The sequence below is a fragment of the Streptomyces sp. NPDC057963 genome, assembly GCF_042887155.1.
Classification (GTDB): Bacteria; Actinomycetota; Actinomycetes; order Streptomycetales; family Streptomycetaceae; genus Streptomyces.
The window spans coordinates 127,335-149,979 of sequence record NZ_JBHVPX010000010.1 but is presented as its reverse complement, the minus strand read 5'-3'; the positions used below and the strand labels follow the sequence as shown (position 1 = coordinate 149,979).

Sequence of the window (22,645 nt, the reverse complement as noted above, 5' to 3'; positions counted from 1 at the left end):
CAACAAGTCCCGGCCGACCGGCTCCGACGAGTCCTGCGGCCCCGGGCGGCCCCCGGTGCGTCCGCGACGGCTCGGAGACCGTGGCCACGTCCGTTTCGTACAAGACCCGGGGCGGTGACCGGCCTACGGTCGGAGCATGACACCACGCATGGACGCGATCGGCATCATCACCGCGGATCTGGCCGCATCGCTCACCTTCTACCGCCGGCTCGGCCTCGACATCCCCGCCGACGCGGAATCCGCACCCCACGTCGAAGTGACCCTCCCGGGCGGGCAACGCCTGCTGTGGGACACCGAAGAGGTCACCCGGTCGTTCGACCCCGAATGGACCCCGCCGCGCGGCGGGGAACGTCTCGGGCTCGCGTTTCTCTGCGACAGCCCGGCAGAGGTGGACGCGGTGTACGACGATCTGACCGGCGCCGGGTACCGGGGACATCTGAAGCCGTGGGACGCGGTGTGGGGGCAGCGTTACGCGGTGGTCCTCGACCCGGACGGCTGCGCGGTGTCGCTGTTCGCAGGCAACGGCGGCTGAGTCCGGAGCGTCCGTCCGGCCCGTTACGGGGGCGGCGTGAGGTAGGCGGTCAGGGTGGTCCCGGCCAGGTCGCGCATCTCCCGCGCGAGATGGGCCTGGTCGGTGCAGCCCGCTTCGACCGCCGCCTCGGCGTACGGCTTCCCGGACCGGGCGAGCGCGAGCGCGCGCTGGAGCCGCAGGACCCTGGCGAGCGTCTTGGGCCCGTAGCCGAAGGCCGCCAGTGAACGGCGGTGCAGCTGGCGGGCGCCGAGGCCGACCGCCAGCGCGGTGTCGGCGACGGACCGGCCACCGCCCAACTGTGCGGCGACGGACCGCATCAGCGGGTCCGGCGGTGCGGTACCCGCCGCCCGCCGCAGGGCGACGGCCTCCAGTGCGGCGGCGGGATCGGGGGCTTCGGCGAGGCGCTCGGTGAGTACGCGGACCAGCGCGCCGGGCCACAGGTCCGCGAGGGCGACCCGGCGGTCGCGCAGTTCGTGCGCCGGTACGCCGAGGAGCGCGGGAGCCGTGCCCGGCGCGAAGCGGATCCCCGCGTACTGCCCACCGGTCCCGGCGGCCGACGTCCCGGCGTGGGTGTCGGGGCCCGCGACGAGCAGCCGTCCGCCGATCCAGAGCAGGTCCATGCACCCGTCGGGCAGCACCGGGTGGACCGCCCCTTCCGGCACACTCAGCGTCCACACGGTCGCACCGTCGAAGCGCGACACCCACTCTTCGTACCTGGCGCCCATGCCCCACACGCTAGTCTCGTCCTCATCTCGTCGGAGAACGGAATCGGCTTCCCGGGGGCAGGTCATGACAGCACTCATGGAGTTCACCACCGACAGCGGCGCGACGGTCACGGTCGAGGTCGACCGTCATACGCCGGGTGCGCATCTGGTCGCGTTGGGCGACGACAACACCCTGGCCAGGGCGGGCCGCACGTTCGACAGCGCTCTCACGGGAATCCGTTCGGCCGCCGAGTCCGCGCTCGCCGTGTTCCGGGACGGCGCTCTCAAACCGGACGGTGTGGAGCTGGAATTCGGGGTGAAGATCACCGCGGAGGCCGGGGCCGTGATCGCCAAGAGCGCGGTCGAAGGCCACCTCGTGGTCAAGCTGTCCTGGTCCCCCGGAGCGGCATCGGAGACACCAGCTGTTCCCGCGCCTCCCGCGCCTCCGGCAGCCGCCCCCGCACCGGCCCCACCCGCCCCGGCCTCGGCCCCGCCGCCCGCCGGGTAGCCGGCGGCATCCTCAGCCCTCGGACGTGTTGTCCGGCTCGCCGGAATCCGGCTTGCCGGAGTTCGGTCCGTCCGACTCCTTCTCCTTGTCGCGGCTCGGCTGCAGCCTGGACTTCACGTCCTCCGGAGGAAGGAACCTCGACCAGCGCTCCGGGAACTCGGACGGCATATAGGGACTCTCGCCGCAGTCGTCATCGTCGTCATCATCGTCGTCGTCGTCCCAGTCCCCGTCCCCGTCCCGGTTCTCCGCCTGCGTCCTCGCGACGAACTCCGCGGCCTGGGCCGCCCGTACCCGGTCATTGGCCGCACGCGCCGCGGCCGTCGCCAGCGACGGCCACACCCGGTCGATGGCCGCGTTGACCGCCGCTCCCACCAGCACCGCAAACGCGGAGATCCCGATCCACAGCAGGACGGCGATCGGGGCGGCCAACGAGCCGTAGATCGTGGGGCCCTCGACCGTACTGGTGAGATAGATCCGCAGCAGGAAGCTGCCGAGCACCCACATCGCGAGCGCCACCAGCGCCCCCGGCATGTCCTCGATCCACGGCGAGCGGACCGGTACGGACACGTGGTAGAGCGTCGTCAGGAACGCGATCGACAGCAGGATCACCAGCGGCCAATACAGCACGCTTATGAGCTCGGTGCCCCACGGGATGAACTCCACGACCCGGTCCGGGCCGACCACGAGCAGCGGCAGCACCACCGCACCGAGCAGCAGCGCGACGACGTACAGCAGGAAGGAGAGCAGCCGCGTCTTGACGATGCCGCGCTGGCCGTCGAGGCCGTACATCACCGTGATCGTGTCGATGAAGACGTTGACCGCGCGGGAGCCGGACCAGAGGGCGATCGCGAAGCCGATCGAGATGACATCGGGCCGGGCGCCGGTGGTGACGTCCGCCAGGAGCGGTTTGGCGAAGTCGTTCACGCCCCGCTCGCTGAGCACCGTCTGCGCGGCGTTGAGGATGTTGCGCTCGATGGAGGCGACCGTGGTGGTGCTGGTCCACTCGTCGACGTATCCGAGCAGCCCGATCAGCCCGAGCAGCAGCGGAGGCAGGGACAGCAGGGTGAAGAACGCCGCCTCGGCCGCGAGTCCCAGAATGCGGTACTCCATGCACGAGTTGACGGTGTCCTTGAGCAACTGCCAGACCATCTGCCGCTTGGACACGTTGCGGTAGAGGACTCTGGCCCGGTGGAGCCGCCCCGATGGCCGCTCGGGTGTTTCATTTGCTGCCTGCACATCCTTACCGTATCGGCATGGCAGCCACCACCCACACAGTGTTCAACCAGGTACCGCCGCTGGTCGGCTACGACGTCTTCGCCGCCGACCTCGCGCTCACCGAGGCGGTACGACGTCACCTGCCGGCCGAGCTGCTCGCCGAGGCCCGGGGCGAGCTCGGCGAACTCGGCAGATCCGCGGGCTCCGCGCAGGTGCAGGCCTGGGGCGCGCAGGCGAACGAGAATCCGCCGGTGCTGCGCACCCACGACCGGTACGGAAATCGCATCGACGAGGTGGAGTTCCATCCGGCCTGGCACCGGTTGCTGGGTCACGCGGTCACCGCGGGCCTGACCGACGCCTGGGGCAGGCCCGGCGGCCATGTGCGGCGGGCGGCCGGCTTCCTGGTGTGGACGCAGGCCGAGGCGGGGCACGGCTGCCCGCTGTCGATGACGCACGCGGCGGTGCCGGCGCTGCGCACCGATCCGGCGCTGGCCGCCGAGTGGGAGCCGCTGCTGACCTCGACGGTGTACGAGCGGGGGCTGCGGCCCGCCGCGCAGAAGGCCGGTGTGCTCTTCGGGATGGGCATGACGGAGAAGCAGGGCGGCACGGACGTACGGTCCAACACGACGCGGGCCGAGCCCCTGTCCGCGGCGGGCGAGTACCTGCTCACCGGCCACAAGTGGTTCTGCTCGGCGCCGATGTCCGACGGGTTCCTGGTGCTGGCGCAGGCGCCCGGCGGGCTGACGTGTTTCCTGCTCCCCCGGGTGCTGCCCGACGGCACCCGCAACCCGTTCGCGATCCAGCGGCTGAAGGACAAGCTGGGCAATCGGTCGAATGCGTCGGGCGAGGTCGAGTTCGACGGGACCTGGGCCCGCCGCGTCGGCGACGAGGGGCGCGGGGTGCGCACCATCATCGAGATGGTGGCGGCGACCCGGGTGGACTGCGTGGTCGGGTCGGCGGCGCTGATGCGGCAGGCGGTGGCGCAGGCGATCCACCACTGCACGTACCGCAGCGCGTTCGGCGGGGTGCTGATCGAGAAGCCGCTGATGCGCAATGTACTGGCCGACCTGGCGCTGGAGTCGGAGGCGGCGACGGTGCTGGCGCTGCGGCTGGCGGCGGCGTACGACGCGGGTACCGAGAGTGAGCAGGCGTTTCTCCGGATCGCGGTGCCGACGGCGAAGTACTGGGTGACGAAGCGGTGCGCACCGGTGGTGGGTGAGGCGCTGGAGTGTCTCGGCGGCAACGGCTACGTCGAGGAGTCCGGGATGCCGCGGCTGCTGCGGGAGGCTCCGCTCAACTCGATCTGGGAGGGCTCGGGGAATGTGCAGGCGCTGGACGTCCTGCGGGCGCTGCAGCGCGAGCCGGGGGCGCTGGACGCGTTCCTCCGGGAGATCGGCGGGTCGCGCGGCGCCGACCACCGGCTGGACGCGGCGGTCAAGGACATGCTGACGGAGTTCGCGGATCTGACCGGGATCGAGGCACGGGCCCGCAGGCTGGTCGAGCGGATGGCTCTGGTGCTGCAGGGCTCGCTGCTGGTGCGCTGGGCGCCGCCGGAGGTCGCCGACGCGTTCTGTGCGTCGCGTCTGGGCGGGGACTGGGGCGCCGCCTTCGGGACGCTGCCGCACAGCCTCGATCTGGCGTCGGTGGTGGAACGGGCGCGGCCCGTCGAGCGTTAGCCGCCCGTGCAGCGACGGAGGGTGGTGCTGCGCCGACACGGCACCACCCTCCATGCTGGGCACATCGAGCGGCGGGGCACAGGCTCCGCCGTACGGTGTTCCGTCACTCTCGTACGGACCCGCACCCCCTCGCCAGAGTTGCAAAGGGTTGCAACCATTGTGTGGAGTGCGCGCTATCGGCCCCCTCGTAACCGGCAGGATGGGGCCTCGGACCTTCGAGCCGGCTCTGGCATCTGGGGGGAATGAGTGGAGACAAGCGCCGCCGGGGTGACGCGATCGGCCGTCCCGGAGTCCGTCCGGGCCCTGCGCCTGACCCACCGGGCCAGGGAGGCCAGGCTCGCGGGCGAGCATTCACCGGTCGCCCCGCGGGCGGAGATCAGCGCCTCGTGGGACCGGGCGCTGCGCAGCGGTGTCGATCCGGACCAGTCCACCGAGAGTGTGCTGCTGGAGATGGACGAGATCGAGCACCGGCGCAGGACCTCGACGCTGAGCGAGGTGATGCCGCTGCTGGACGAGTGCCTGGTCTCGCTCGCGGACGCCGCCCAGCAGATCGTGGTGGTCACCGATGTGGAGGGCCGGGTGCTGTGGCGCCGGGGCAACACGGGGGTGCTGCGCCGGGCGGACGGCATCTGCCTGGCGGAGGGCGCGGCCTGGGCGGAGGCGGACACGGGGACGAACGCGATCGGTACGGCGCTCGTCTCGCGCACACCGGTCCAGGTCCACTCGTCGGAGCACTTCGTGCGCAGTCTGCACCACTGGACATGCGCGGCGGCCCCGGTCCGTGATCCGCGGGACAGCCGGCTGATCGGCATCGTCGACATCAGCGGGCCGGCGTCGACGTTCCATCCGGCCTCGCTCGCCCTGGTCGGTTCGGTCGCCAAGCTGGCCGAGAGCGAGATCAGGAACCGGCATCTGCAGGCGATCGACCGGCTGCGTGCGGTGGCCGCGCCGCTGCTGTGCCGGCTGGGCGGACGGGCGCTGGCGGTGGACGCCCACGGCTGGCTCGCCGCGGTGACGGGCATGCCGCCGGTCGACCGGCTGCCGCTGCCGAAGTCGTTGCGGCCGGGCCCGGTGTGGCTGCCGTCGCTCGGCATGTGCCAGGTCGAGCCGCTGCACGGCGGCTGGCTGGTGCGGGTCACCGACGGACCGGCGGAGGGGCCGCAGCGGAGGGTGGTGCTGGATCTGAGCCGGCCGCGCGGCCTCACGGTCAATGTGGTGGGCGCGGTGGATACGTGGACGCAGCGGCTCTCGCCGCGCCATGCGGAGCTGCTGTACACCCTGGCGCTGCACCGCGAGGGGCGTACGGCTTCGGAGCTGGCGGAGGACGTCTTCGGCGACGCGACCCGGACGGTGACGGTGCGGGCTGAGATCTCGCGGATTCGCCGCCATCTCGCGGAGGTGCTCGCGCATCGCCCGTACCGTTTCGGCGAGGGAGTCGAGGTCGAGGTGATCCACCCGGATCACCCGGCCGATCTGCTGCCGCGCTCGACGGCTCCGGCGGTGGCCGAGGCGCGCAGGACCTTGTCCGCTTCCGCGTAGGGCCTTCCCCGCCGCTCGCGAACGGTCCCGGGGCCGCTTGCGGACAGAGCCGGGACCGCTGCTGGGCGGAGCCGAGGCCGCTGGTGGGCGGAGCTGGGACCGCTTGCGGACAGAGCCGGGACCGCTGCTGGGCGGAGCCGGAGCCGCTGGTGGGCGGAGCTGGGACCGCTGGTGGCCGGTCCCACCCGTCCGGGCCGCGGGACCGGCTTTGGTCCGGGACGTGCGGCATGGTTCCCTGGCACTCATGAGCAACCCCGCACCCGCCGCCGACGCCACCACCGAGGTGACCGTCTGGTCCCTGGAACAGACCTCCCCCGACGATCTGCGCCCTGCCGCGGTCCCGGAGGGCGATGTACGGATCGTGCGGGCGGGGGTGCCGCTGCCCGAGTTCAGCCGGTTCCTGTACACGGCGGTCGGCGGTGACATCCGGTGGACGGACCGGCTCTCGATGACGTACGCGCAGTGGCAGGAGGCCCTGGACCGGCCCGGGGCGGAGACCTGGGTGGCGTACGCGAACGGCACCCCGGCCGGATACATCGAGCTGGACCCGCAGGACGACGGCATGGTCGAGATCATGTACTTCGGGCTGATACCGGCCTTCCGGGGGCGCCGGATCGGCGGCCATCTGCTGTCGTACGGGGTCGCCCGCGCCTGGGACCTGGCGGAGCGCTGGCCGGAGCGGACGCCGACGAAGCGGGTGTGGCTGCACACCTGCTCCAAGGACGGTCCGCACGCCATGGACAACTATCTGCGGCGCGGCTTCCGGCTCTTCGACACGAAGGTGGAGCTGGAGCCCGAGGCGGCGACGCCGGGGCCGTGGCCGGGGGCACAGCGGTAGTACGCCGCCGACGGGGCGGCAGCCTCCGGCGACAGATGGGGTGATTGCGGCCATTACGGGCGGCCCGACCCGAAGGCGTGGAGTGTCGGACACCACGCCGTCTCGCATCACGGGACACTCTCGTCCACATCATGGATAGTGGTGGACTGCTCGGAGATTCGCGTGACACGCTTCCGTCATGTCTGGAACTGGAATTGCCTTGGTGAGTCGACGCCACGTCGATCTCGGCCGCATGTCCAGCGCCATCTGTCCGGCGAGCTGAGAGTCCCAGCACCGCCGCGTTCCCCCTTTTCTCTGCCATCCCTGCGCACCGCCGCGCCTCAGCGCGAGTGTGCAGCTCAGAGCCGCCCTCCTGCAGTCCCGAAGGACGTACTGTCATGGCCGCTACCCCGGAACAGCCTGCGACCACCACGCCCCGCCGCAAGGCCGGACGCCACCGTGGCGAAGGCCAGTGGGCCGTGGGGCACCACACTCCGCTCAACGGCAATGAGCAGTTCAAGAAGGACGATGACGGTCTCAATGTGCGGACACGCATTGAGACGATCTACGCCAAGCGCGGTTTCGACTCGATCGACCCCAACGACCTTCGTGGACGCATGCGTTGGTGGGGTCTGTACACCCAGCGCAAGCCCGGCATCGACGGCGGCAAGACCGCGGTCCTGGAACCGGAGGAGCTGGACGACACGTACTTCATGCTGCGCGTCCGCATCGACGGCGGCCGGCTGACCACCACGCAGCTGCGGGTCATCGGCGAGATCTCGCAGGAGTACGCACGCGGCACCGCGGACATCACCGATCGGCAGAACATCCAGCTGCACTGGATCCGTATCGAGGACGTCCCGGCGATCTGGGAGAAGCTGGAGGCCGTCGGGCTCTCCACCACCGAGGCCTGCGGTGACTGCCCCCGTGTGATCATCGGCTCCCCCGTGGCGGGTATCGCCGCCGACGAGATCGTCGACGGCACCCCCGCCGTCGACGAGATCCACGACCGCTACATCGGCAACAAGGAATTCTCCAACCTGCCGCGCAAGTTCAAGACCGCGATCTCCGGCTCGCCGGTGCAGGACGTGGTGCACGAGATCAACGACATCGCGTTCGTCGGCGTGGTCCACCCCGAGCACGGTCCGGGCTTCGACGTCTGGGTCGGAGGCGGTCTCTCCACCAACCCGCGGCTCGCCGAGCGGCTGGGTGCCTGGGTGCCGCTCGACGAGGTCCCGGACGTCTGGGCCGGAGTCGTCGGCATCTTCCGCGACTACGGGTACCGGCGGCTGCGAACCCGCGCCCGTCTGAAGTTCCTGATGGCCGACTGGGGTCCCGCGAAGTTCCGCCAGGTCCTGGAGGACGAGTACCTCAAGCGCCCGCTGGTCGACGGGCCCGCACCCGAGCAGCCCAGCAGCCGCTGGCGCGACCACGTGGGTGTGCACCAGCAGCAGGACGGCCGTTTCTACGTCGGTTTCGCACCCAGGGTCGGCCGCGTGGACGGCTCCACACTCGCCAAGATCGCCGACCTGGCCGCCGCACACGGCTCGGACCGGCTGCGCACCACCGTCGAGCAGAAGATGCTCGTCCTCGACGTGGCGCAGGACCGGGTGGACTCCCTCGTCGCCGGGTTGGAGGCGCTCGGCTTCCAGGTGAACCCGTCGCCGTTCCGGCGCGGCACCATGGCCTGCACCGGCATCGAGTTCTGCAAGCTGGCGATCGTCGAGACGAAGGCACGCGGCGCCGCGCTCATCGACGAACTGGAGCGCCGCCTGCCGGACTTCGACGAGCCGCTCACCATCAACATCAACGGCTGCCCCAACGCCTGCGCCCGCATCCAGACCGCCGACATCGGTCTCAAGGGCCAGCTCGTCCTCGACGCCGACGGCAACCAGGTCGAGGGCTACCAGGTGCACCTGGGCGGCGCCCTGGGCCTGGAGGCCGGGTTCGGCCGCAAGGTCCGCGGCCTGAAGGTCACTTCGGCCGAACTGCCCGACTACGTGGAGCGGGTCCTGAGCCGCTTCCAGGAGGAGCGCGAGGACGGCGAGCGGTTCGCGACCTGGGCGGCGCGGGCCGGTGCGGAGTCGCTGTCATGAGCGAACGCGCCGCGCCGTTCTACTGCCCCTACTGCGGCGACGAGGACCTGCGCCCGCACGAGGGCGGCCACGGCGCCTGGGAATGCGCTTCCTGCAACCGCGCGTTCCGGCTCGGGTTCCTGGGCCTGCTGACCCGGGGGCTGCGGCGCAACGACGGTGAGGGGGACGGGACATGACGGGCACTCTGCGGGGGGAACCCACGGCGGAGGAGCTGGAGCGGCTGGCCGTGCGGGCGGGCCGGGAGCTGGCGGACGCCTCCGCGCCGGACATCCTGCGGTGGGCGGCCGACACCTTCGGCAGCAGGTTCTGCGTCACCTCGTCCATGGAGGACGCGGTCGTCGCCCACCTCGCCTCGCGCGTCCTTCCCGGCGTCGACGTGGTCTTCCTCGACACCGGCTACCACTTCCCCGAGACGATCGGCACCCGCGACGCGGTCGAAGCCGTGATGGACGTCCATGTCATCACGCTCACCCCGCGCCGGACCGTGGCCGAGCAGGACGCCGCGTACGGGCCGAAGCTGCACGACCGCGACCCCGACCTGTGCTGCAGGCTGCGGAAGGCCGAACCCCTTGAGGAGGGGCTGACTTCGTACCTGGCCTGGGCGACCGGGCTGCGCCGCGACGAGTCCCCCACCCGGGCGAACACCCCGGTCGTCGGCTGGGACGAGAAGCGGCACAAGATCAAGGTCTCGCCGATCGCCTTCTGGACCCAGGACGACGTCGACGCGTACGTTGCGGAGCACGGCGTCCTCACCAACCCGCTGCTGATGGACGGCTACACCTCGGTGGGCTGCGCGCCCTGCACCCGCCGGGTGCTGGAGGGCGAGGAGGCACGGGCCGGGCGCTGGGCCGGGCGCGGCAAGACCGAGTGTGGGCTGCACAGCTGATGACGACTGATCAGGAGACTTCGATGAGCGTGACGGAGACGGGCGCCACCATCTGGCTGACCGGTCTGCCGAGCGCGGGCAAGACCACCCTCGCGTACGAACTCGCCGGGCGGCTGCGCGGCGAGGGCCACCGGGTGGAGGTACTCGACGGCGACGAGATCCGGGAGTTCCTCTCCGCCGGTCTCGGCTTCTCCCGCGAGGACCGCCACACCAACGTCCAGCGGATCGGCTTCGTCGCCGAGCTGCTGGCGGCGAACGGCGTGAAGGTGCTGGTCCCGGTCATCGCCCCGTACGCGGACAGCCGGGACGCGGTCCGCAAGCGGCACCAGACCGAGGGGACCGCGTATCTGGAAGTACATGTCGCGACCCCGGTCGAGGTGTGCTCCGAACGCGATGTGAAGGGGCTCTACGCCAAGCAGGCGGCCGGCGAGATCAGTGGGCTCACCGGGGTCGACGACCCGTACGAGGCGCCCGAGTCGCCGGATCTGCGGATCGAGTCGCACCGCCAGACCGTGCAGGAGTCCGCGGCGGAGCTGTACGCGCTGCTGAGCGAGAGGGGTGCGGCATGACGACCGTCGCGACCGTGTCGGAAGGCACCGGCAATCCGTACGCACTCAGCCACCTGGACTCCCTGGAGTCCGAGGCCGTGCACATATTCCGGGAGGTGGCGGGCGAGTTCGAGCGGCCGGTGATCCTGTTCTCCGGCGGCAAGGACTCGATCGTGATGCTGCATCTGGCGCTCAAGGCGTTCGCGCCGGCGCCGGTGCCGTTCGCGCTGCTGCACGTCGACACCGGGCACAACTTCCCCGAGGTGCTGGAGTACCGCGACCGGACGGTGGCCCGGCACGGGCTGCGGCTCCATGTCGCCTCCGTGCAGGAGTACATCGACGCCGGGAAGCTCCGCGAGCGCCCGGACGGCACCCGCAACCCGCTGCAGACCGTGCCCCTGACCGAGGCGATCCAGCAGCACCGCTTCGACGCCGTGTTCGGCGGCGGACGCCGGGACGAGGAGAAGGCCCGCGCCAAGGAGCGGGTCTTCTCGCTGCGCGACGAGTTCTCCCAGTGGGACCCGCGCCGCCAGCGCCCCGAGCTGTGGCAGCTCTACAACGGCCGGCACGCCCCCGCCGAGCACGTCCGGGTCTTCCCGATCTCCAACTGGACCGAGCTGGACGTCTGGCAGTACATCGCCCGCGAGGGCATCGGACTCCCGGAGATCTACTTCGCCCATGAGCGCGAGGTCTTCAGCCGCTCCGGCATGTGGCTGACCGCGGGCGACTGGGGCGGTCCCAAGGAGGGCGAGCGGGTGGAGACCCGCCAGGTCCGCTACCGCACGGTCGGCGACATGTCGTGCACCGGCGCCGTCGACTCGGACGCGACGACGCTGGACGCCGTGATCACCGAGATCGCCGCCTCCCGGCTCACCGAGCGGGGCGCGACGCGTGCCGACGACAAGATGTCCGAGGCCGCGATGGAAGACCGCAAGCGCGAGGGGTACTTCTGACATGACCGCACCCACCCGGCACCCAGAGCAGTTGTCGACCACCACCCTGCTGCGGTTCGCCACCGCGGGCTCCGTCGACGACGGCAAATCCACCCTCGTGGGACGCCTTCTGCACGACTCCAAGTCGATCCTCACCGACCAGCTGGAGGCCGTCGAGCACGCCTCGCGCAGCCGGGGCCAGGAGGCGCCCGACCTGGCGCTGCTGACCGACGGTCTGCGGGCCGAGCGCGAGCAGGGCATCACCATCGATGTCGCCTACCGCTACTTCGCCACGTCACGCCGCCGGTTCATCCTGGCGGACACCCCGGGGCATGTGCAGTACACCCGGAACATGGTGACGGGCGCCTCGACGGCCGAGCTGGCCGTCGTCCTCGTCGACGCCCGCAACGGTGTCGTCGAGCAGACCCGCCGCCATGCCGCCGTCGCCGCGCTGCTGCGGGTGCCGCATGTGGTGCTGGCCGTCAACAAGATGGACCTGGTCGACTACGCGGAGCCGGTGTTCGCCGCCATCGCCGAGGAGTTCACCGCGTACGCCGCCTCGCTCGGCGTCCCGGAGATCACCGCGATCCCGATCTCCGCACTCGCCGGTGACAATGTCGTGGAACCCTCCGCGCACATGGACTGGTACGGCGGTCCGACGGTCCTGGAACACCTGGAGACGGTGCCGGTCAGCCACGACCTCACCGCCTGCCACGCCCGCTTCCCCGTCCAGTACGTCATCCGGCCGCAGACCGCCGAGCACCCGGACTACCGGGGCTACGCGGGCCAGATCGCAGCCGGCGTGCTCCGCGTCGGCGAGGCCGTCACCGTGCTGCCCTCGGGCCGTACGTCGACGGTCTCCGCGATCGACGCGCTCGGTGAGAGCGTCGATATCGCCTGGGCGCCCCAGTCCGTGACGATCCGGCTGGCCGACGACATCGACATCTCGCGCGGCGACCTGATCGCACCGTCCGGCGACGCGCCCGCGGTCACCCAGGACGTCGAGGCGACCGTCTGCCACGTCGCCGACCAGCCGCTCACCGTCGGCCAGCGGGTGCTGCTCAAGCACACCACCCGCACCGTCAAGGCGATCGTCAAGGACATCCCCTCGCGCCTCACCCTGGACGACCTCTCCCCGCACCCGGCGCCGGGCACGCTCGTCGCCAACGACATCGGCCGGGTCGTCGTGCGCACCGCGGAGCCGCTCGCGCTCGACGCGTACGCGGACTCCCGGCGCACCGGCTCCTTCCTGCTGATCGACCCGGCGGACGGCACCACGCTGACGGCCGGCATGGCCGGTGCCTCGTTCACCGCCGCGGCCGGGCCCGAGGCCGCCGCCGCCGACGACGCCGCATGGGACTTCTGATGACCACCGACATCTACTCCACGTTCGCGAAGGAGGGCGGCCGCGTCGGCAGCGGCGCCCTCGGCAGCGGCCAGGGCGGGGTCGCGCGATGTGCGCGATGACGTACGCGCACCGCCTGCGCGCCCTCCCGTACCAACCGCACCGCCCGATCAGCCAGTTCATACGAAGACCTGCCGACTTCCCGGCCGCGTCCCCGTAGTTCCGAAGGACGCGACAACCGGGCCAACGAGAGGAAAGCCTCCCGTGCCTGCCCCCCGTACCACGCTGCGCCGCGGCCTCGCCGCTGCCGCCGCCCTGCCGCTGCTCGCCGTCGCCCTCACCGCCTGCGGCTACGGCTCCGAGGCGAAGAAGGACGACGCCGGGAAGGCGAACGTCTCCGCCGACGGCAAGAAGCTGTCCGCCGACACGGTGAGGATCGGCTACTTCCCGAACCTCACGCACGCCACCGCTCTGGTCGGTGACCAGGAGGGCCTCTTCCAGAAGGAGCTCGGCGGCACCCGGCTGAAGACCTCGCAGTTCAACGCGGGACCGTCCGAGATCGAGGCGCTGAACGCCCAGGCGATCGACATCGGCTTCATCGGGCCTTCGCCCTCCATCAACGGCTACACCAAGTCCGAGGGACAGAACCTGCGGATCATCGGCGGCTCGGCCTCCGGCGGGGTGAAGCTGGTCGTCGACCCGAAGAAGATCAAGACCCTGGACGACCTCAAGGGCAAGAAGATCGCCACCCCGCAGCTCGGCAACACCCAGGACGTGGCGTTCCTCAACTGGATCTCCGAGAAGGGCTGGAAGGTCGACGCCCAGAGCGGCAAGGGCGACGTCTCCGTGGTCCGTACGGACAACAAGGTGACCCCGGACGCCTACCGGTCCGGCTCCGTCGACGGCGCCTGGGTCCCCGAGCCCACCGCGTCCAAGCTGGTCGCCGAGGGAGCGAAGGAACTGCTCGACGAGTCGACGCTGTGGCCGGACAACAAGTTCGTGATCACGAACATCATCGTGTCGCAGAAGTTCCTCAAGGATCACCCGGACGTGGTCGAGGCGGTGCTGCGCGGCTCGGTGAAGACCAACGAGTGGATCAACGCCAACCCGGACGAGGCGAAGGCCTCCGCCAACGCGGCGCTGAAGAAGCTGACCGGCAAGGCACTGCCGGCCGAGATCATCGACCCGGCGTGGAAGTCCATCCGGATCACCGACGACCCGCTGGCGGCCACGCTCGACGCGCAGGCCGAGCACGCGGTGAAGGCGGGACTTCTGAAGAAGCCGGACCTCCAGGGCATCTACGACCTGAAGCCGCTGAACAAGATCCTCAAGGCCGCGGGCAGGCCCGAGGTGGCCGACGCCGGTCTCGGCGTCAAGTAAGCACCCGCTCGCAGACTCCCAGGAGGTGACGACCATGGCGACCACTCTCACCAAGGCCGAGGACCGTGTCTCGGCCGGGCACGCCGCTCGTATCGCGCAGGTCTCGAAGTCCTTCGGCGGGCCGACGGGGCAGCAACTCGTCCTGGACGGCATCACGCTCGATGTCGCGCCGGGCGAGTTCGTCACCCTCCTGGGAGCCTCCGGCTGCGGAAAGTCGACGCTGCTCAACCTGGTGGCCGGACTCGACCGCCCGACCGCGGGGTCCATCGAGACCCCCGGCGGGCGGCCCGCCCTGATGTTCCAGGAGCACGCCCTGTTCCCGTGGCTGACCGCGGGCAAGAACATAGAACTCGCCCTGCGCCTGCGCGGCATGCCCAAGTCCGACCGCCGCACGGAGGCGGAGCGGCTGCTCGAACTCGTACGGCTGGGCGGGGCGTACGGGAAGCGGGTGCATGAGCTCTCGGGCGGTATGCGGCAGCGGGTGGCAATGGCCCGAGCCCTCGCCCAGGACAGCCAACTGCTGCTGATGGACGAGCCGTTCGCCGCGCTCGACGCCATCACCCGGGACGTGCTGCACGACGAGCTGACCCGGATCTGGCGCGAGACGAACGTCTCGGTCCTCTTCGTCACGCACAACGTGCGCGAGGCGGTACGGCTCGCCCAGCGCGTCGTCCTGCTGTCGTCCCGGCCCGGCCGGATCGCCCGCGAGTGGACCGTCGGCATCGAGCAGCCGCGCCGCATCGAGGACACCGCGGTGGCGGAGCTGTCCCTTGAGATCACCGAACAACTGCGTGGGGAGATCCGCCGCCATGGCCAGCACTGACACCAAGCCCGACGATCTGGCCGGGCTGGAGGCCGGGCTCGACGCGCTGGACACCGTGCAGGTGCACCGCACCCCGGTGCGCGAGGTGCTGCTCCGCAAGGTGCTGCCACCGCTCCTCGCGGTGGCCCTGGTGGTCGTCGTCTGGCAACTGCTCGTCGCGGCCCGGGTCACCGACGACTACAAGCTGCCCTCACCGGCGGCGGTGTGGGACAGCGCGGCCGACATGTGGCTCCAGGGGACGCTCCTGGAGGTCGTCTGGACCAGCATCTCCCGCGGGCTGCTCGGCTTCCTCATGGCCGTGGCCATCGGTACGCCGCTGGGCCTGCTGGTCGCCCGGGTGAAGCTCGTACGCGCGGCGATCGGCCCGATCCTGTCCGGGCTGCAGTCGCTGCCGTCGGTCGCCTGGGTGGCGCCCGCGGTGATCTGGCTCGGGCTGAACGACAGGATGATGTATGCGGTGATCCTGCTGGGCGCCGTCCCCTCGGTCGCCAACGGGCTGGTCTCCGGCATCGACCAGGTGCCACCGCTGTTCCTCAGGGCGGGCCGCACGCTCGGCGCGACCGGGCTGCGCGGGACCTGGCACATCGTGCTGCCGGCCGCGCTGCCCGGCTATCTGGCCGGTCTCAAGCAGGGCTGGGCGTTCTCCTGGCGCTCGCTGATGGCCGCCGAGATCATCGCGTCCTCCCCGGACCTCGGGCTCGGGCTCGGCCAGTTGCTGGAGAACGGCCGCAACAACGCCGACATGCCCGGCATCTTCCTGGCCATCATCCTGATCCTGTTCGTCGGCATCGCGATCGATCTGCTGATCTTCAGTCCGCTGGAGCGGTGGGTGCTGCGCAGCCGCGGTCTCCTCGTCAAGAACTGAGCCGCGCCATGTCCGCCCCGGTCCTCCTTGTCATCGCCCACGGCAGCCGCGATCCGCGGCACGCGGCGACCGTGCACGCGCTCACCGCACGGGTGCGGTCGCTGCGGCCGGGCCTGCGCGTGGAGACCGGCTTCCTGGACTTCAACGCGCCGTCGGTACCCAGGGTGCTGGAACGGCTGGCCGCGCAGGACGCGGGGGACGTCATCGCACTTCCCCTCCTCCTCACCCGGGCCTTCCACGCCAAGTCCGACGTCCCGACGGTCCTGCACGAGGCCCGGACCAGACTGCGCCGGCTGCGCATCCGGCAGGCCGAGGTGCTCGGGCCGTCACCGCTGCTGAACTCGGCGCTGGAGCGGCGGCTGTACGAAGCCGGGATCCGTCCCGGCGACCGGAGTTCGACCGGGCTCGTCCTGGCCTCGGCGGGCTCCACAGACCCGGAGGCGATCGCAGTGATCGCTGAAATCGCGCGGGAGTTGCGGCACACCGGTTGGTGTTCCGTGCGGCCTGCGTTCGCCTCCGCTTCCCTCCCCCGGACCGAGGACGCGGTGCGGGCGCTGCGGGCCGAGGGGGTCCGGCGGGTGGCGGTGGCCCCTTATGTCATCGCGCCCGGCCGGCTCCCGGACCGTATCGCCGCGGGTGCGGCCGGCGCGGACGTACTGGCCGATGTCCTGGGCCCCTCACCGGAGTTGGCGCGGCTGCTGCTGACCCGGTACGACGAGGCCCGCGTCCCGTTCGCCCGGCCGGCGCCGCTCAGCGCGTAGCCCGGCCCCGCTCACCCCACTTCCGGGCGCGGACGGGCCGCTCTCAGGCTCCGGTCCAGTGCGGGTCGCGTCCGCTGCGGGCCAGTGCCCGTTCGAACACGGACGCCGGTCCGGGCACCGTCACCTCGCTGGCGAAGCCGTCGTACTGCCGGTAGAGGGCGGCGTACCTGTCGACGACATCGAGGAGGTAGGCGGACGCGGCGTCGGAGAGCCGGAGCTCCTCACCGACGGCGCGGGCCACGTCCCAGGTGTGCAGGGCCGTCTCCTCGATGAGCATCGCGGCGGTCTCGGAGGCGGGGGTCGTGGAGCCCCCGAGGTCGACCTCGCCCTCCCAGACCGCCGGGTCCGACCAGGCGGCGACGGCCCGGTCCAGTTGTGCCGCGTACTGCTGCGCCCAGTCGGCGTCGGCGGTGAAGTCGCGGGTGGTGAGCTCCTCGGGGAGATCCTTGCGCAGGGCGCGGTGCTCCAGGCCGTGGGAGGTGTAGAGCACCCAGTGGTTGACGAGTCCGCGCAGGTCCCAGTCGCCGCAGGGCGTGGGCAGGTCGAGCTGTTCGGGGCTGATGGAGCGGGCGATCCGGGCCGCTTCGCCGGCGCATTCGGTCATGTGGGCGTGCTCGTTCTTCATGCGCTCCACGTTAGGACGGGCCGCTGACAGCGGTCTTGAAGAAAGGCGACGCGGCCGGTCCGGTCGGTTCAGGAGATACCGGCGTCGACGAGCGCGACGAGATCGGCCACGGCCGTCGAGCCGGGCTCCCGGCCCTCGCGCGCGAACGTGTTCGCGGTGTGGCGGAGTACGTCGTTGACCGGTGTGGGTACACCGTGGAGGCGGCCGAGCAGCACGATCTCGCCGTTGAGGAAGTCGGCCTCGATCGTGCCGGTGCCCCGGCTGAGGCTCTGCCAGGACGAGCCGCCGCCGTGCGAGGAACCGTCGAACGGTTCGAAGCTGATCCGGCCGTCCCGCGCCTCGGCCTGTTCCTCCTGGCCGACCGGGTCGATCCCGGCGGCCGCGAGCACGGCTTGGCCCTCGGCCAGCGCCCGCTCGAACAGCGCGAGCGCGTCCTGTTCGGCGAGCGGGCCGGTGACGGCCTCGATCGCGTTGGCGAGGTTGGAGAGCAGCTTGCCGTACTTCCAGCGCATCACGTCCGGCACGACGGGCGCGAGCAGCTTCGACTTCTCCAGGTCGGCGGCGATCAACCGGACCGTCCCGTCGGTTCCGGTGGGGTAGCGGCCCAGGTGCAGGATGCCGGTCAGTGGCGTTCCGGCGGCCGAGACCTCGCCGGGTTCGACGAAGGTGGCGGGCAGCCAGACGCACATGCCGTACACCTGCCGGAAGCGGCGCAGCGCGAGGCGCTCGCTCTCCACCCCGTTCTGCGCGCAGACCAGCGGCAGCCGTTCGCCCGCCGTGGAGCCGCCCTCGACGGGCCGGACGCTCCAGGCGTCGAGCGCGGCGGCGCTGTCCTGCGTCTTCACGGCGAGCACGAGGACGTCGTCCGCGGTCAGGTCGAGTGCCTCGGGGCGGTCGACGACGGGGAGCCGGTGGGTGCGCGGCCCGTCGGGTGTGACGAACCGCAGCCCGCCGGTGCGCAGTGCCTCGTACTGCGCACCGCGTGCGACGAGCACGACGTCGTGGCCGGACTCGGCCAGCCGCCCCCCGATGGCGCCGCCGACGGCACCGGCCCCGACGATGATGTAGCGCATCCCGACTCCCGTTCCGCGGCCGCACAGATCAGCACGCCGGTTCCCCGGCGGGCCGGCGGCACCTCAGCTTAGGGCGAGGGGCCGGGGCGCCGACGGGAACTAGTGTTTCTGTCATGTCTTCCACATCACAGCCGCTCGGCGAAGTGTTCCTGCTCGGTGGCGAGCTGCCCGTACGCCGTCTCGGTTACGGCACCGCCCAGCTGACCGGCCCCGGATACTGGGGCCCGCGCGGGGAGCGGCAGGATGCCGTGGCCGTGCTGCGCGCGGCCGTCGAACAGGGTGTCACGCTCGTCGACACCGCCGACAACTACGGTCCCGATCTGGCCGAGGAACTGGTCGCCGGAGCCCTTCATCCGTACCGCGAGGACCTGGTGATCGCGACCAAGGGCGGTGTGGTGCGGACCAGTGACAGCGCCTGGCACATCGCCGGCCGTCCCGAGCAGCTGCGGGCGATGTGCGAGGCCAGTCTGCGGCGGCTGCGGACGGACCGGATCGACCTCTACCAGCTGCACCGGCTGGACCCGGAGGTGCCGATGGCCGACCAGTTGGGTGCTCTGGAGATGCTGAGGCAGGAGGGTAAGATCCGGTACATCGGTCTGGACACCCTCACCGCCGACCAGCTGGAGCAGGCTCTCTCCCTGACCGGGATCGCCTCGGTGCAGAACCGCTTCAATCTCCTCGACCGTTCGTCGGATGCGGTGTTGAAGCTGTGCGAGGCCCACGGCCTGGCTTTTCTGCCCTGGTTCCCGCTGGCGAACGGCGCCCTGACCGGCGAGGCAGCTGCGGCGCTCGCCGGTATCGCCGATCGGCACGGTGCCACCCGCGGGCAGATCGCCCTCGCCTGGCTGCTGCACCGCTCCCCCGTGCTGTGCCCGACGCCGGGCACCGGTTCGACCGCCCATCTCGCGGAGAACCTGGGGGCTCGGGAGATCCGGCTGTCCGCCGAGGACATGAGCCGCCTGGAGGCGCTCGCACCCGCATGAAGGAGTGCCCGCATGAAGGAGTACCCGCACGTGACCACGCCTGCCACCACCCCCGTTCCCGCCCCGGCCGGTGCCCCGCGTTCCCCGGCCGCCGTTCCGGTGATCCGGGCCGACGGCGTCTCGCTCGTACGGGACGGCAACGTCCTGCTCGACGCGGTCTCACTTACCGTGCGCGGTGGTGAGCACTGGGCGCTGCTCGGCGCCAACGGAGCCGGGAAGAGCACGCTGCTGGGGCTGCTCGGCGCGGTCAACCACCCCACCCGGGGCACGGTCGAGGTGCTGGGGCGCACTCTCGGGCGGGTCGACCTCCGGGAGCTGCGGTCGCTGCTCGGGCATGTCAATCCGCGTCATCCGCTGCGTTCCCCGCTGCCGGTGCGCGAGGTGGTGCTGACCGGACTGACCAACTCGGTCGAACCGGTGCCGCGCTGGTCCGCGAGCGACGAGCAGCGGGCGCAGGCGGAGCGGCTGCTGAAGATGCTGGGCATGGGCGGCAAGACGGAATCCCGGTGGCCGGCGCTCTCGCAGGGTGAGCGGGGCCGTACGCTCATCGCCCGCGCCCTGATGCCGCGACCGCGGCTGCTGCTGCTCGACGAACCGGCCACGGGTCTCGACCTCGCCGCCCGTGAGCAGTTGCTCGACAGCCTGGACACGCTGCGCGAGGAGCATCCGGAGCTGGCGACGGTCCTGGTCACGCACCACCTGGAGGAGCTGCCCGCTTCGACCACGCACGCGATGCTGCTGCGGGGCGGCCGATGCGTGGCATCGGGTCCGGCCGACGGGGTGCTGACCACCGACCGGGTCAGCGACTGCTTCGGACATCCGGTGCGGATCTCCCGTACGGACGGGCGGTGGACGGCGCGGGCGCAGCGTGTCGCCCGTCGCTGAACGGGCTCAGCCTCCGTCGCCGGGACGGGCGCTCGTGTCGTGGGCGAACGGTGTGGCCTGGTGGAAGTAGAGCAGCCAGCCCGTGCCGGTCAGTCGCCACAGCGAACTGCGGTGGGCGAGGTTCCCCTTCGTCTCGGTGTCGTAGGTGAGGTGGACGAGTTGGTCGTCCAGCTGGTCTCCGCGCATGCGGGACGCGGTGAGCGGGCCGGGATGCGGGGCGTCGTCCCCGGTGAGCGAGGCGATCATCGTGTCGCGGTCCCAGACCCGGCCGGAGGAGTCGATCTCGCGGTATTCGGGGTGCAGCACCTGGGAAAGGAGCTCGGCAGAGGCCCGGACCACCGGGTCCAGGAGGCGGAGCTCTCCTTCCACGGCCGCGGCCACTGCGGGGGACGGTTCGCTCATGTGCGGGCTCCGTCGTGTGCGGTCATCTCCACGAGCTTGGCCACGGTGTTCCAGTTGCGCGAGGTGGCCGTGACGCCCTTGGTGAGGGTGGGCCGGGACAGTGCCTCGGCGAGCTTGGAACGGCCCAGGCCGTCGGGGGCGTAGAGGTAGAGCGCGCGGTCGCCGAGCCGGAACGCCTCGGGGAGGTAGGCCGCCGGGTCGATCCGGGCGAAGCGTTCGGCGTCGACCGGCTGTCCGTAGTAGGTGACGTGCAGCTGCCTGCCTTCGAGTTCGGCGGCCGGGAAGGGACAGGCCGCAGCAACTGCCGCGAGGTAGGCGCCGTCCCGGACCAGGCAGGGCACGGGGAACCCGAACCGTTCCTCGATGGCCTGCTCCAGCTCGGTGGCGAGTGCGTTCTCGTCGTCCGACGCGCTGCTGAAGACGGCGTTGCCGCTCTGCAGGTGGGTTCGGACGCCGCCGTGGCCCAGTTCGGTGAGCAGTGTGCGGAGTTCGGCCATAGGAACCTTCTTGTGGCCGCTCACATTGATTCCGCGCAACAGCGCCGCGTACATCGTCATGGGCACACCATAGGACGGTCTCTTCACGCGGTGCGGCCGCCGCGCCCCGTGGGGGAGGGCGCGGCGGCCGCCGATTCCGTCGCGCCGGGCGTCCGCCGCCCGGTCACGTCTGCCGGCGAGCGGCTACTCGACGATCTTCAGCAGCTTGTTCGGCGTGCCCTCGGTCGCGTTGGAGATCGCGTCGGGGGTGGCACCGTCGGTCAGCGCCGTGGCGACCTCTTCCGGGGTGGCGTCCGGGTGTCCGGAGAGGTAGACGGCGGCGGCACCGACGACGTGCGGGGTCGCCATGGACGTGCCGGAGATGGTGTTGGAGCCGTCGTCGCTGTCGTTCCAGGACGAGGTGATGTCCGAGCCGGGGGCGTAGATGTCCACGATCGAGCCGTAGTTGGAGAACGACGACTGCTCGTCGTCCACGGTGGACGAAGCGACCGTGATCGCCTCCGGGACGCGGGCCGGGGAGCTCTCGCTCGCGTCGGCGGAGTCGTTTCCGGCGGCCACCGCGAAGGTGACTCCGGAGGCGATGGCCTTCTGGACCGCGGAGTCGAGCGCCTCGTCCGCGCCGCCGCCGAGGCTCATGTTGGCGACGGAGGGGCCCTCGTGGTGCTCGGTGACCCAGTCGATACCGGCGACGACCTGCTCGGTGGTGCCCGAGCCGGAGTCGTCGAGGACCCGGACGGCGACGATCTTCGCCTTCTTGGCGACCCCGTAGGTCGCACCGGCGATGGTGCCCGCCACGTGGGTGCCGTGGCCGTTGCCGTCGTCTGCGCTGTCGTCGTTGTCGACGGCGTCGTAGCCCGAGCTGGCCCGGCCCTCGAACTCGTTGTGCGTGGTGCGGACACCGGTGTCGATGACGTACGCGGTGACGCCCTCGCCGGCGCTGTCCGGGTAGGTGTACGCGTTGTCGCCGGCCGTCTCGGTCTGGTCGATCCGGTCCAGCCCCCAGGACGGCGGGTTGTCCTGGGTGGCGTCGATGTGGAACTTCTTGTTCTGGACGACCTTGGAGACGGCCGGGTCGGCTGCCAGGCGCTTGGCCTCGGTCAGCGAAAGACCGCTGGCGGAGAAGCCGTTGATGGCGGAGCGGTAGTTCCGCTTGAGCTTGCCGCCGTACTCCTTGGCGAGCTTCGCCTTGTCGGCCTTGTGGTCCAGCATCACGATGTAGCTGCCCGGGACGGCGTCCGCCGCGTCCGCACCGTAGACGGTGCCCATCGCGGGAGCGGGGGCCGCTCCGGCCAGGGAGCTGCCCATCAGGGTGACTCCGGCGGCTGCGGCCACCGCGGTTGTCGCCGCGGTCAGCTTCATTCGGCGTGCGCGCTTGTGAATTGCCATGAAGAGGGGTCTCCTCGTCATTCTTTGTGGGGGGATTGGCCTCCGGCCGGAATATCTCCGGGGGTTGGCTCGAAACCCTCGCCGATTGACGCGCTCAGATCAAGACCCTCATGCGGCTGTGACTTACTCAACAAGGTTTCGTCATAAGAAACCGGCCAGCCGCTCCC

The 22,645-nt window shown here is 71.1% G+C and carries 24 protein-coding genes and 1 pseudogene; 18 read left to right on the top strand and 7 right to left on the bottom strand.

Annotation, left to right across the window (positions count from 1 at the left end):
- The first annotated feature begins 136 nt into the window (after window positions 1–136).
- Window positions 137–532 (top strand): VOC family protein, encoded by a 396-nt coding sequence (locus ACFVT1_RS23770; protein WP_389798714.1) that lies wholly within the window; start codon window positions 137–139, stop codon window positions 530–532.
- Here the strand turns inward: ACFVT1_RS23770 and ACFVT1_RS23765 are convergent.
- A pseudogene (locus ACFVT1_RS23765) lies at window positions 469–1,257 on the bottom strand (DUF6597 domain-containing transcriptional factor). The gene ACFVT1_RS23770 and the pseudogene ACFVT1_RS23765 overlap by 64 nt on opposite strands.
- Before the next feature lie 64 nt (window positions 1,258–1,321).
- Between ACFVT1_RS23765 and ACFVT1_RS23760 the strand changes: the two are divergent.
- Window positions 1,322–1,744 carry a CU044_2847 family protein gene (locus tag ACFVT1_RS23760; RefSeq protein WP_389798711.1) on the top strand — a complete coding sequence of 141 codons (423 nt, stop codon included), beginning with the start codon at window positions 1,322–1,324 and terminating at the stop codon, window positions 1,742–1,744.
- A 12-nt stretch (window positions 1,745–1,756) separates the two neighbouring features.
- Here ACFVT1_RS23760 and ACFVT1_RS23755 read toward each other — a convergent pair whose 3' ends face one another.
- Window positions 1,757–2,980 (bottom strand): YihY/virulence factor BrkB family protein, encoded by a 1,224-nt coding sequence (locus ACFVT1_RS23755; protein ID WP_389798709.1) that lies wholly within the window; start codon window positions 2,978–2,980, stop codon window positions 1,757–1,759.
- 17 nt (window positions 2,981–2,997) lie between these two features.
- Here ACFVT1_RS23755 and ACFVT1_RS23750 point away from each other — a divergent pair, with 17 nt between their 5' ends.
- The 14 genes from ACFVT1_RS23750 to ACFVT1_RS23685 all read left to right on the top strand — a co-directional run bounded on the left by ACFVT1_RS23750 (window position 2,998) and on the right by ACFVT1_RS23685 (window position 16,627).
- Entirely contained in the window at window positions 2,998–4,635 is a 1,638-nt protein-coding gene (locus ACFVT1_RS23750) for an acyl-CoA dehydrogenase family protein (protein ID WP_389798707.1), read from the top strand.
- A 246-nt stretch (window positions 4,636–4,881) separates the two neighbouring features.
- Window positions 4,882–6,174: a GAF domain-containing protein gene (locus ACFVT1_RS23745; protein WP_389798704.1), complete on the top strand. Its 1,293-nt coding sequence runs from the start codon at window positions 4,882–4,884 to the stop codon at window positions 6,172–6,174.
- 244 nt (window positions 6,175–6,418) lie between these two features.
- Window positions 6,419–7,012 carry a GNAT family N-acetyltransferase gene (locus tag ACFVT1_RS23740; protein ID WP_389798702.1) on the top strand — a complete coding sequence of 198 codons (594 nt, stop codon included), beginning with the start codon at window positions 6,419–6,421 and terminating at the stop codon, window positions 7,010–7,012.
- 178 nt (window positions 7,013–7,190) lie between these two features.
- On the top strand, window positions 7,191–7,274 hold the full coding sequence (locus ACFVT1_RS23735) for a putative leader peptide (protein ID WP_309486338.1): 84 nt from the start codon (window positions 7,191–7,193) through the stop codon (window positions 7,272–7,274).
- A gap of 115 nt (window positions 7,275–7,389) precedes the next feature.
- Window positions 7,390–9,087 carry a nitrite/sulfite reductase gene (locus ACFVT1_RS23730; protein WP_389798699.1) on the top strand — a complete coding sequence of 566 codons (1,698 nt, stop codon included), beginning with the start codon at window positions 7,390–7,392 and terminating at the stop codon, window positions 9,085–9,087.
- Window positions 9,084–9,263 (top strand): hypothetical protein, encoded by a 180-nt coding sequence (locus ACFVT1_RS23725; protein WP_389798697.1) that lies wholly within the window; start codon window positions 9,084–9,086, stop codon window positions 9,261–9,263. The genes ACFVT1_RS23730 and ACFVT1_RS23725 overlap by 4 nt, the downstream gene beginning before the upstream one ends.
- Complete coding sequence (locus ACFVT1_RS23720; protein WP_389798695.1) at window positions 9,260–9,973, top strand: phosphoadenylyl-sulfate reductase; 714 nt, start codon at window positions 9,260–9,262, stop codon at window positions 9,971–9,973. The genes ACFVT1_RS23725 and ACFVT1_RS23720 overlap by 4 nt, the downstream gene beginning before the upstream one ends.
- A 23-nt stretch (window positions 9,974–9,996) precedes the next feature.
- Window positions 9,997–10,542, top strand: coding sequence for an adenylyl-sulfate kinase (gene cysC / locus ACFVT1_RS23715; RefSeq protein ID WP_389798693.1), 546 nt, complete (start codon window positions 9,997–9,999; stop codon window positions 10,540–10,542).
- On the top strand, window positions 10,539–11,474 hold the full coding sequence (gene cysD, locus ACFVT1_RS23710; RefSeq protein ID WP_389798691.1) for a sulfate adenylyltransferase subunit CysD: 936 nt from the start codon (window positions 10,539–10,541) through the stop codon (window positions 11,472–11,474). Before cysC ends, cysD begins: the two co-directional genes overlap by 4 nt.
- A 1-nt stretch (window position 11,475) precedes the next feature.
- A complete protein-coding gene (locus tag ACFVT1_RS23705; protein WP_389798689.1) occupies window positions 11,476–12,819 on the top strand; it encodes a sulfate adenylyltransferase subunit 1 in 1,344 nt (447 codons plus the stop codon).
- Between the two features lie 243 nt (window positions 12,820–13,062).
- A complete protein-coding gene (locus ACFVT1_RS23700) occupies window positions 13,063–14,178 on the top strand; it encodes an aliphatic sulfonate ABC transporter substrate-binding protein (protein ID WP_389798687.1) in 1,116 nt (371 codons plus the stop codon).
- A gap of 34 nt (window positions 14,179–14,212) precedes the next feature.
- Window positions 14,213–15,001, top strand: coding sequence for an ABC transporter ATP-binding protein (locus tag ACFVT1_RS23695; RefSeq protein ID WP_389798684.1), 789 nt, complete (start codon window positions 14,213–14,215; stop codon window positions 14,999–15,001).
- On the top strand, window positions 14,988–15,866 hold the full coding sequence (locus tag ACFVT1_RS23690) for an ABC transporter permease (protein ID WP_389798682.1): 879 nt from the start codon (window positions 14,988–14,990) through the stop codon (window positions 15,864–15,866). The genes ACFVT1_RS23695 and ACFVT1_RS23690 overlap by 14 nt, the downstream gene beginning before the upstream one ends.
- 8 nt (window positions 15,867–15,874) lie before the next feature.
- Window positions 15,875–16,627, top strand: coding sequence for a sirohydrochlorin chelatase (locus ACFVT1_RS23685; protein WP_389798680.1), 753 nt, complete (start codon window positions 15,875–15,877; stop codon window positions 16,625–16,627).
- Between the two features lie 43 nt (window positions 16,628–16,670).
- Here ACFVT1_RS23685 and ACFVT1_RS23680 read toward each other — a convergent pair whose 3' ends face one another.
- Together ACFVT1_RS23680 and ACFVT1_RS23675 are read right to left on the bottom strand one after the other, a co-directional pair.
- A complete protein-coding gene (locus ACFVT1_RS23680; protein WP_389798677.1) occupies window positions 16,671–17,252 on the bottom strand; it encodes a TIGR03086 family metal-binding protein in 582 nt (193 codons plus the stop codon).
- Between the two features lie 68 nt (window positions 17,253–17,320).
- Window positions 17,321–18,325, bottom strand: coding sequence for a ketopantoate reductase family protein (locus ACFVT1_RS23675; protein WP_389798674.1), 1,005 nt, complete (start codon window positions 18,323–18,325; stop codon window positions 17,321–17,323).
- Window positions 18,326–18,438: 113 nt separating this feature from the next.
- Here ACFVT1_RS23675 and ACFVT1_RS23670 point away from each other — a divergent pair, with 113 nt between their 5' ends.
- Window positions 18,439–19,308 carry an aldo/keto reductase gene (locus ACFVT1_RS23670; RefSeq protein ID WP_389798672.1) on the top strand — a complete coding sequence of 290 codons (870 nt, stop codon included), beginning with the start codon at window positions 18,439–18,441 and terminating at the stop codon, window positions 19,306–19,308.
- 12 nt (window positions 19,309–19,320) lie between these two features.
- Window positions 19,321–20,193 (top strand): ABC transporter ATP-binding protein, encoded by an 873-nt coding sequence (locus ACFVT1_RS23665; protein WP_389798670.1) that lies wholly within the window; start codon window positions 19,321–19,323, stop codon window positions 20,191–20,193.
- 6 nt (window positions 20,194–20,199) lie between these two features.
- Here the strand turns inward: ACFVT1_RS23665 and ACFVT1_RS23660 are convergent, their stop codons facing one another.
- The 3 genes from ACFVT1_RS23660 to ACFVT1_RS23650 form a co-directional block, all read right to left on the bottom strand.
- Entirely contained in the window at window positions 20,200–20,595 is a 396-nt protein-coding gene (locus ACFVT1_RS23660; protein WP_389798668.1) for a DUF4440 domain-containing protein, read from the bottom strand.
- Window positions 20,592–21,152 (bottom strand): DUF1697 domain-containing protein, encoded by a 561-nt coding sequence (locus tag ACFVT1_RS23655; RefSeq protein WP_389798666.1) that lies wholly within the window; start codon window positions 21,150–21,152, stop codon window positions 20,592–20,594. The genes ACFVT1_RS23660 and ACFVT1_RS23655 overlap by 4 nt, the downstream gene beginning before the upstream one ends.
- A 123-nt stretch (window positions 21,153–21,275) precedes the next feature.
- Window positions 21,276–22,478 (bottom strand): S8 family serine peptidase, encoded by a 1,203-nt coding sequence (locus ACFVT1_RS23650; protein WP_389798665.1) that lies wholly within the window; start codon window positions 22,476–22,478, stop codon window positions 21,276–21,278.
- Between the last annotated feature and the right edge of the window lie 167 nt (window positions 22,479–22,645).

What these genes read in the sequence shown, in the direction of transcription:
- ACFVT1_RS23770 (WP_389798714.1), top strand. Translation starts at nt 137, where the DNA reads ATGACACCACGCATGGACGCGATCGGCATCATCACCGCGGATCTGGCC.
- ACFVT1_RS23760 (WP_389798711.1), top strand. Translation starts at nt 1,322, where the DNA reads ATGACAGCACTCATGGAGTTCACCACCGACAGCGGCGCGACGGTCACG.
- ACFVT1_RS23750 (WP_389798707.1), top strand. Translation starts at nt 2,998, where the DNA reads ATGGCAGCCACCACCCACACAGTGTTCAACCAGGTACCGCCGCTGGTC.
- ACFVT1_RS23740 (WP_389798702.1), top strand. Translation starts at nt 6,419, where the DNA reads ATGAGCAACCCCGCACCCGCCGCCGACGCCACCACCGAGGTGACCGTC.
- ACFVT1_RS23735 (WP_309486338.1), top strand. Translation starts at nt 7,191, where the DNA reads ATGTCTGGAACTGGAATTGCCTTGGTGAGTCGACGCCACGTCGATCTC.
- ACFVT1_RS23730 (WP_389798699.1), top strand. Translation starts at nt 7,390, where the DNA reads ATGGCCGCTACCCCGGAACAGCCTGCGACCACCACGCCCCGCCGCAAG.
- ACFVT1_RS23725 (WP_389798697.1), top strand. Translation starts at nt 9,084, where the DNA reads ATGAGCGAACGCGCCGCGCCGTTCTACTGCCCCTACTGCGGCGACGAG.
- ACFVT1_RS23720 (WP_389798695.1), top strand. Translation starts at nt 9,260, where the DNA reads ATGACGGGCACTCTGCGGGGGGAACCCACGGCGGAGGAGCTGGAGCGG.
- cysC (WP_389798693.1), top strand. Translation starts at nt 9,997, where the DNA reads ATGAGCGTGACGGAGACGGGCGCCACCATCTGGCTGACCGGTCTGCCG.
- cysD (WP_389798691.1), top strand. Translation starts at nt 10,539, where the DNA reads ATGACGACCGTCGCGACCGTGTCGGAAGGCACCGGCAATCCGTACGCA.
- ACFVT1_RS23705 (WP_389798689.1), top strand. Translation starts at nt 11,476, where the DNA reads ATGACCGCACCCACCCGGCACCCAGAGCAGTTGTCGACCACCACCCTG.
- ACFVT1_RS23695 (WP_389798684.1), top strand. Translation starts at nt 14,213, where the DNA reads ATGGCGACCACTCTCACCAAGGCCGAGGACCGTGTCTCGGCCGGGCAC.
- ACFVT1_RS23690 (WP_389798682.1), top strand. Translation starts at nt 14,988, where the DNA reads ATGGCCAGCACTGACACCAAGCCCGACGATCTGGCCGGGCTGGAGGCC.
- ACFVT1_RS23685 (WP_389798680.1), top strand. Translation starts at nt 15,875, where the DNA reads ATGTCCGCCCCGGTCCTCCTTGTCATCGCCCACGGCAGCCGCGATCCG.
- ACFVT1_RS23680 (WP_389798677.1), bottom strand. Translation starts at nt 17,252, where the DNA reads ATGAAGAACGAGCACGCCCACATGACCGAATGCGCCGGCGAAGCGGCC.
- ACFVT1_RS23675 (WP_389798674.1), bottom strand. Translation starts at nt 18,325, where the DNA reads ATGCGCTACATCATCGTCGGGGCCGGTGCCGTCGGCGGCGCCATCGGG.
- ACFVT1_RS23670 (WP_389798672.1), top strand. Translation starts at nt 18,439, where the DNA reads ATGTCTTCCACATCACAGCCGCTCGGCGAAGTGTTCCTGCTCGGTGGC.
- ACFVT1_RS23665 (WP_389798670.1), top strand. Translation starts at nt 19,321, where the DNA reads ATGAAGGAGTACCCGCACGTGACCACGCCTGCCACCACCCCCGTTCCC.
- ACFVT1_RS23660 (WP_389798668.1), bottom strand. Translation starts at nt 20,595, where the DNA reads ATGAGCGAACCGTCCCCCGCAGTGGCCGCGGCCGTGGAAGGAGAGCTC.
- ACFVT1_RS23655 (WP_389798666.1), bottom strand. Translation starts at nt 21,152, where the DNA reads ATGACGATGTACGCGGCGCTGTTGCGCGGAATCAATGTGAGCGGCCAC.
- ACFVT1_RS23650 (WP_389798665.1), bottom strand. Translation starts at nt 22,478, where the DNA reads ATGGCAATTCACAAGCGCGCACGCCGAATGAAGCTGACCGCGGCGACA.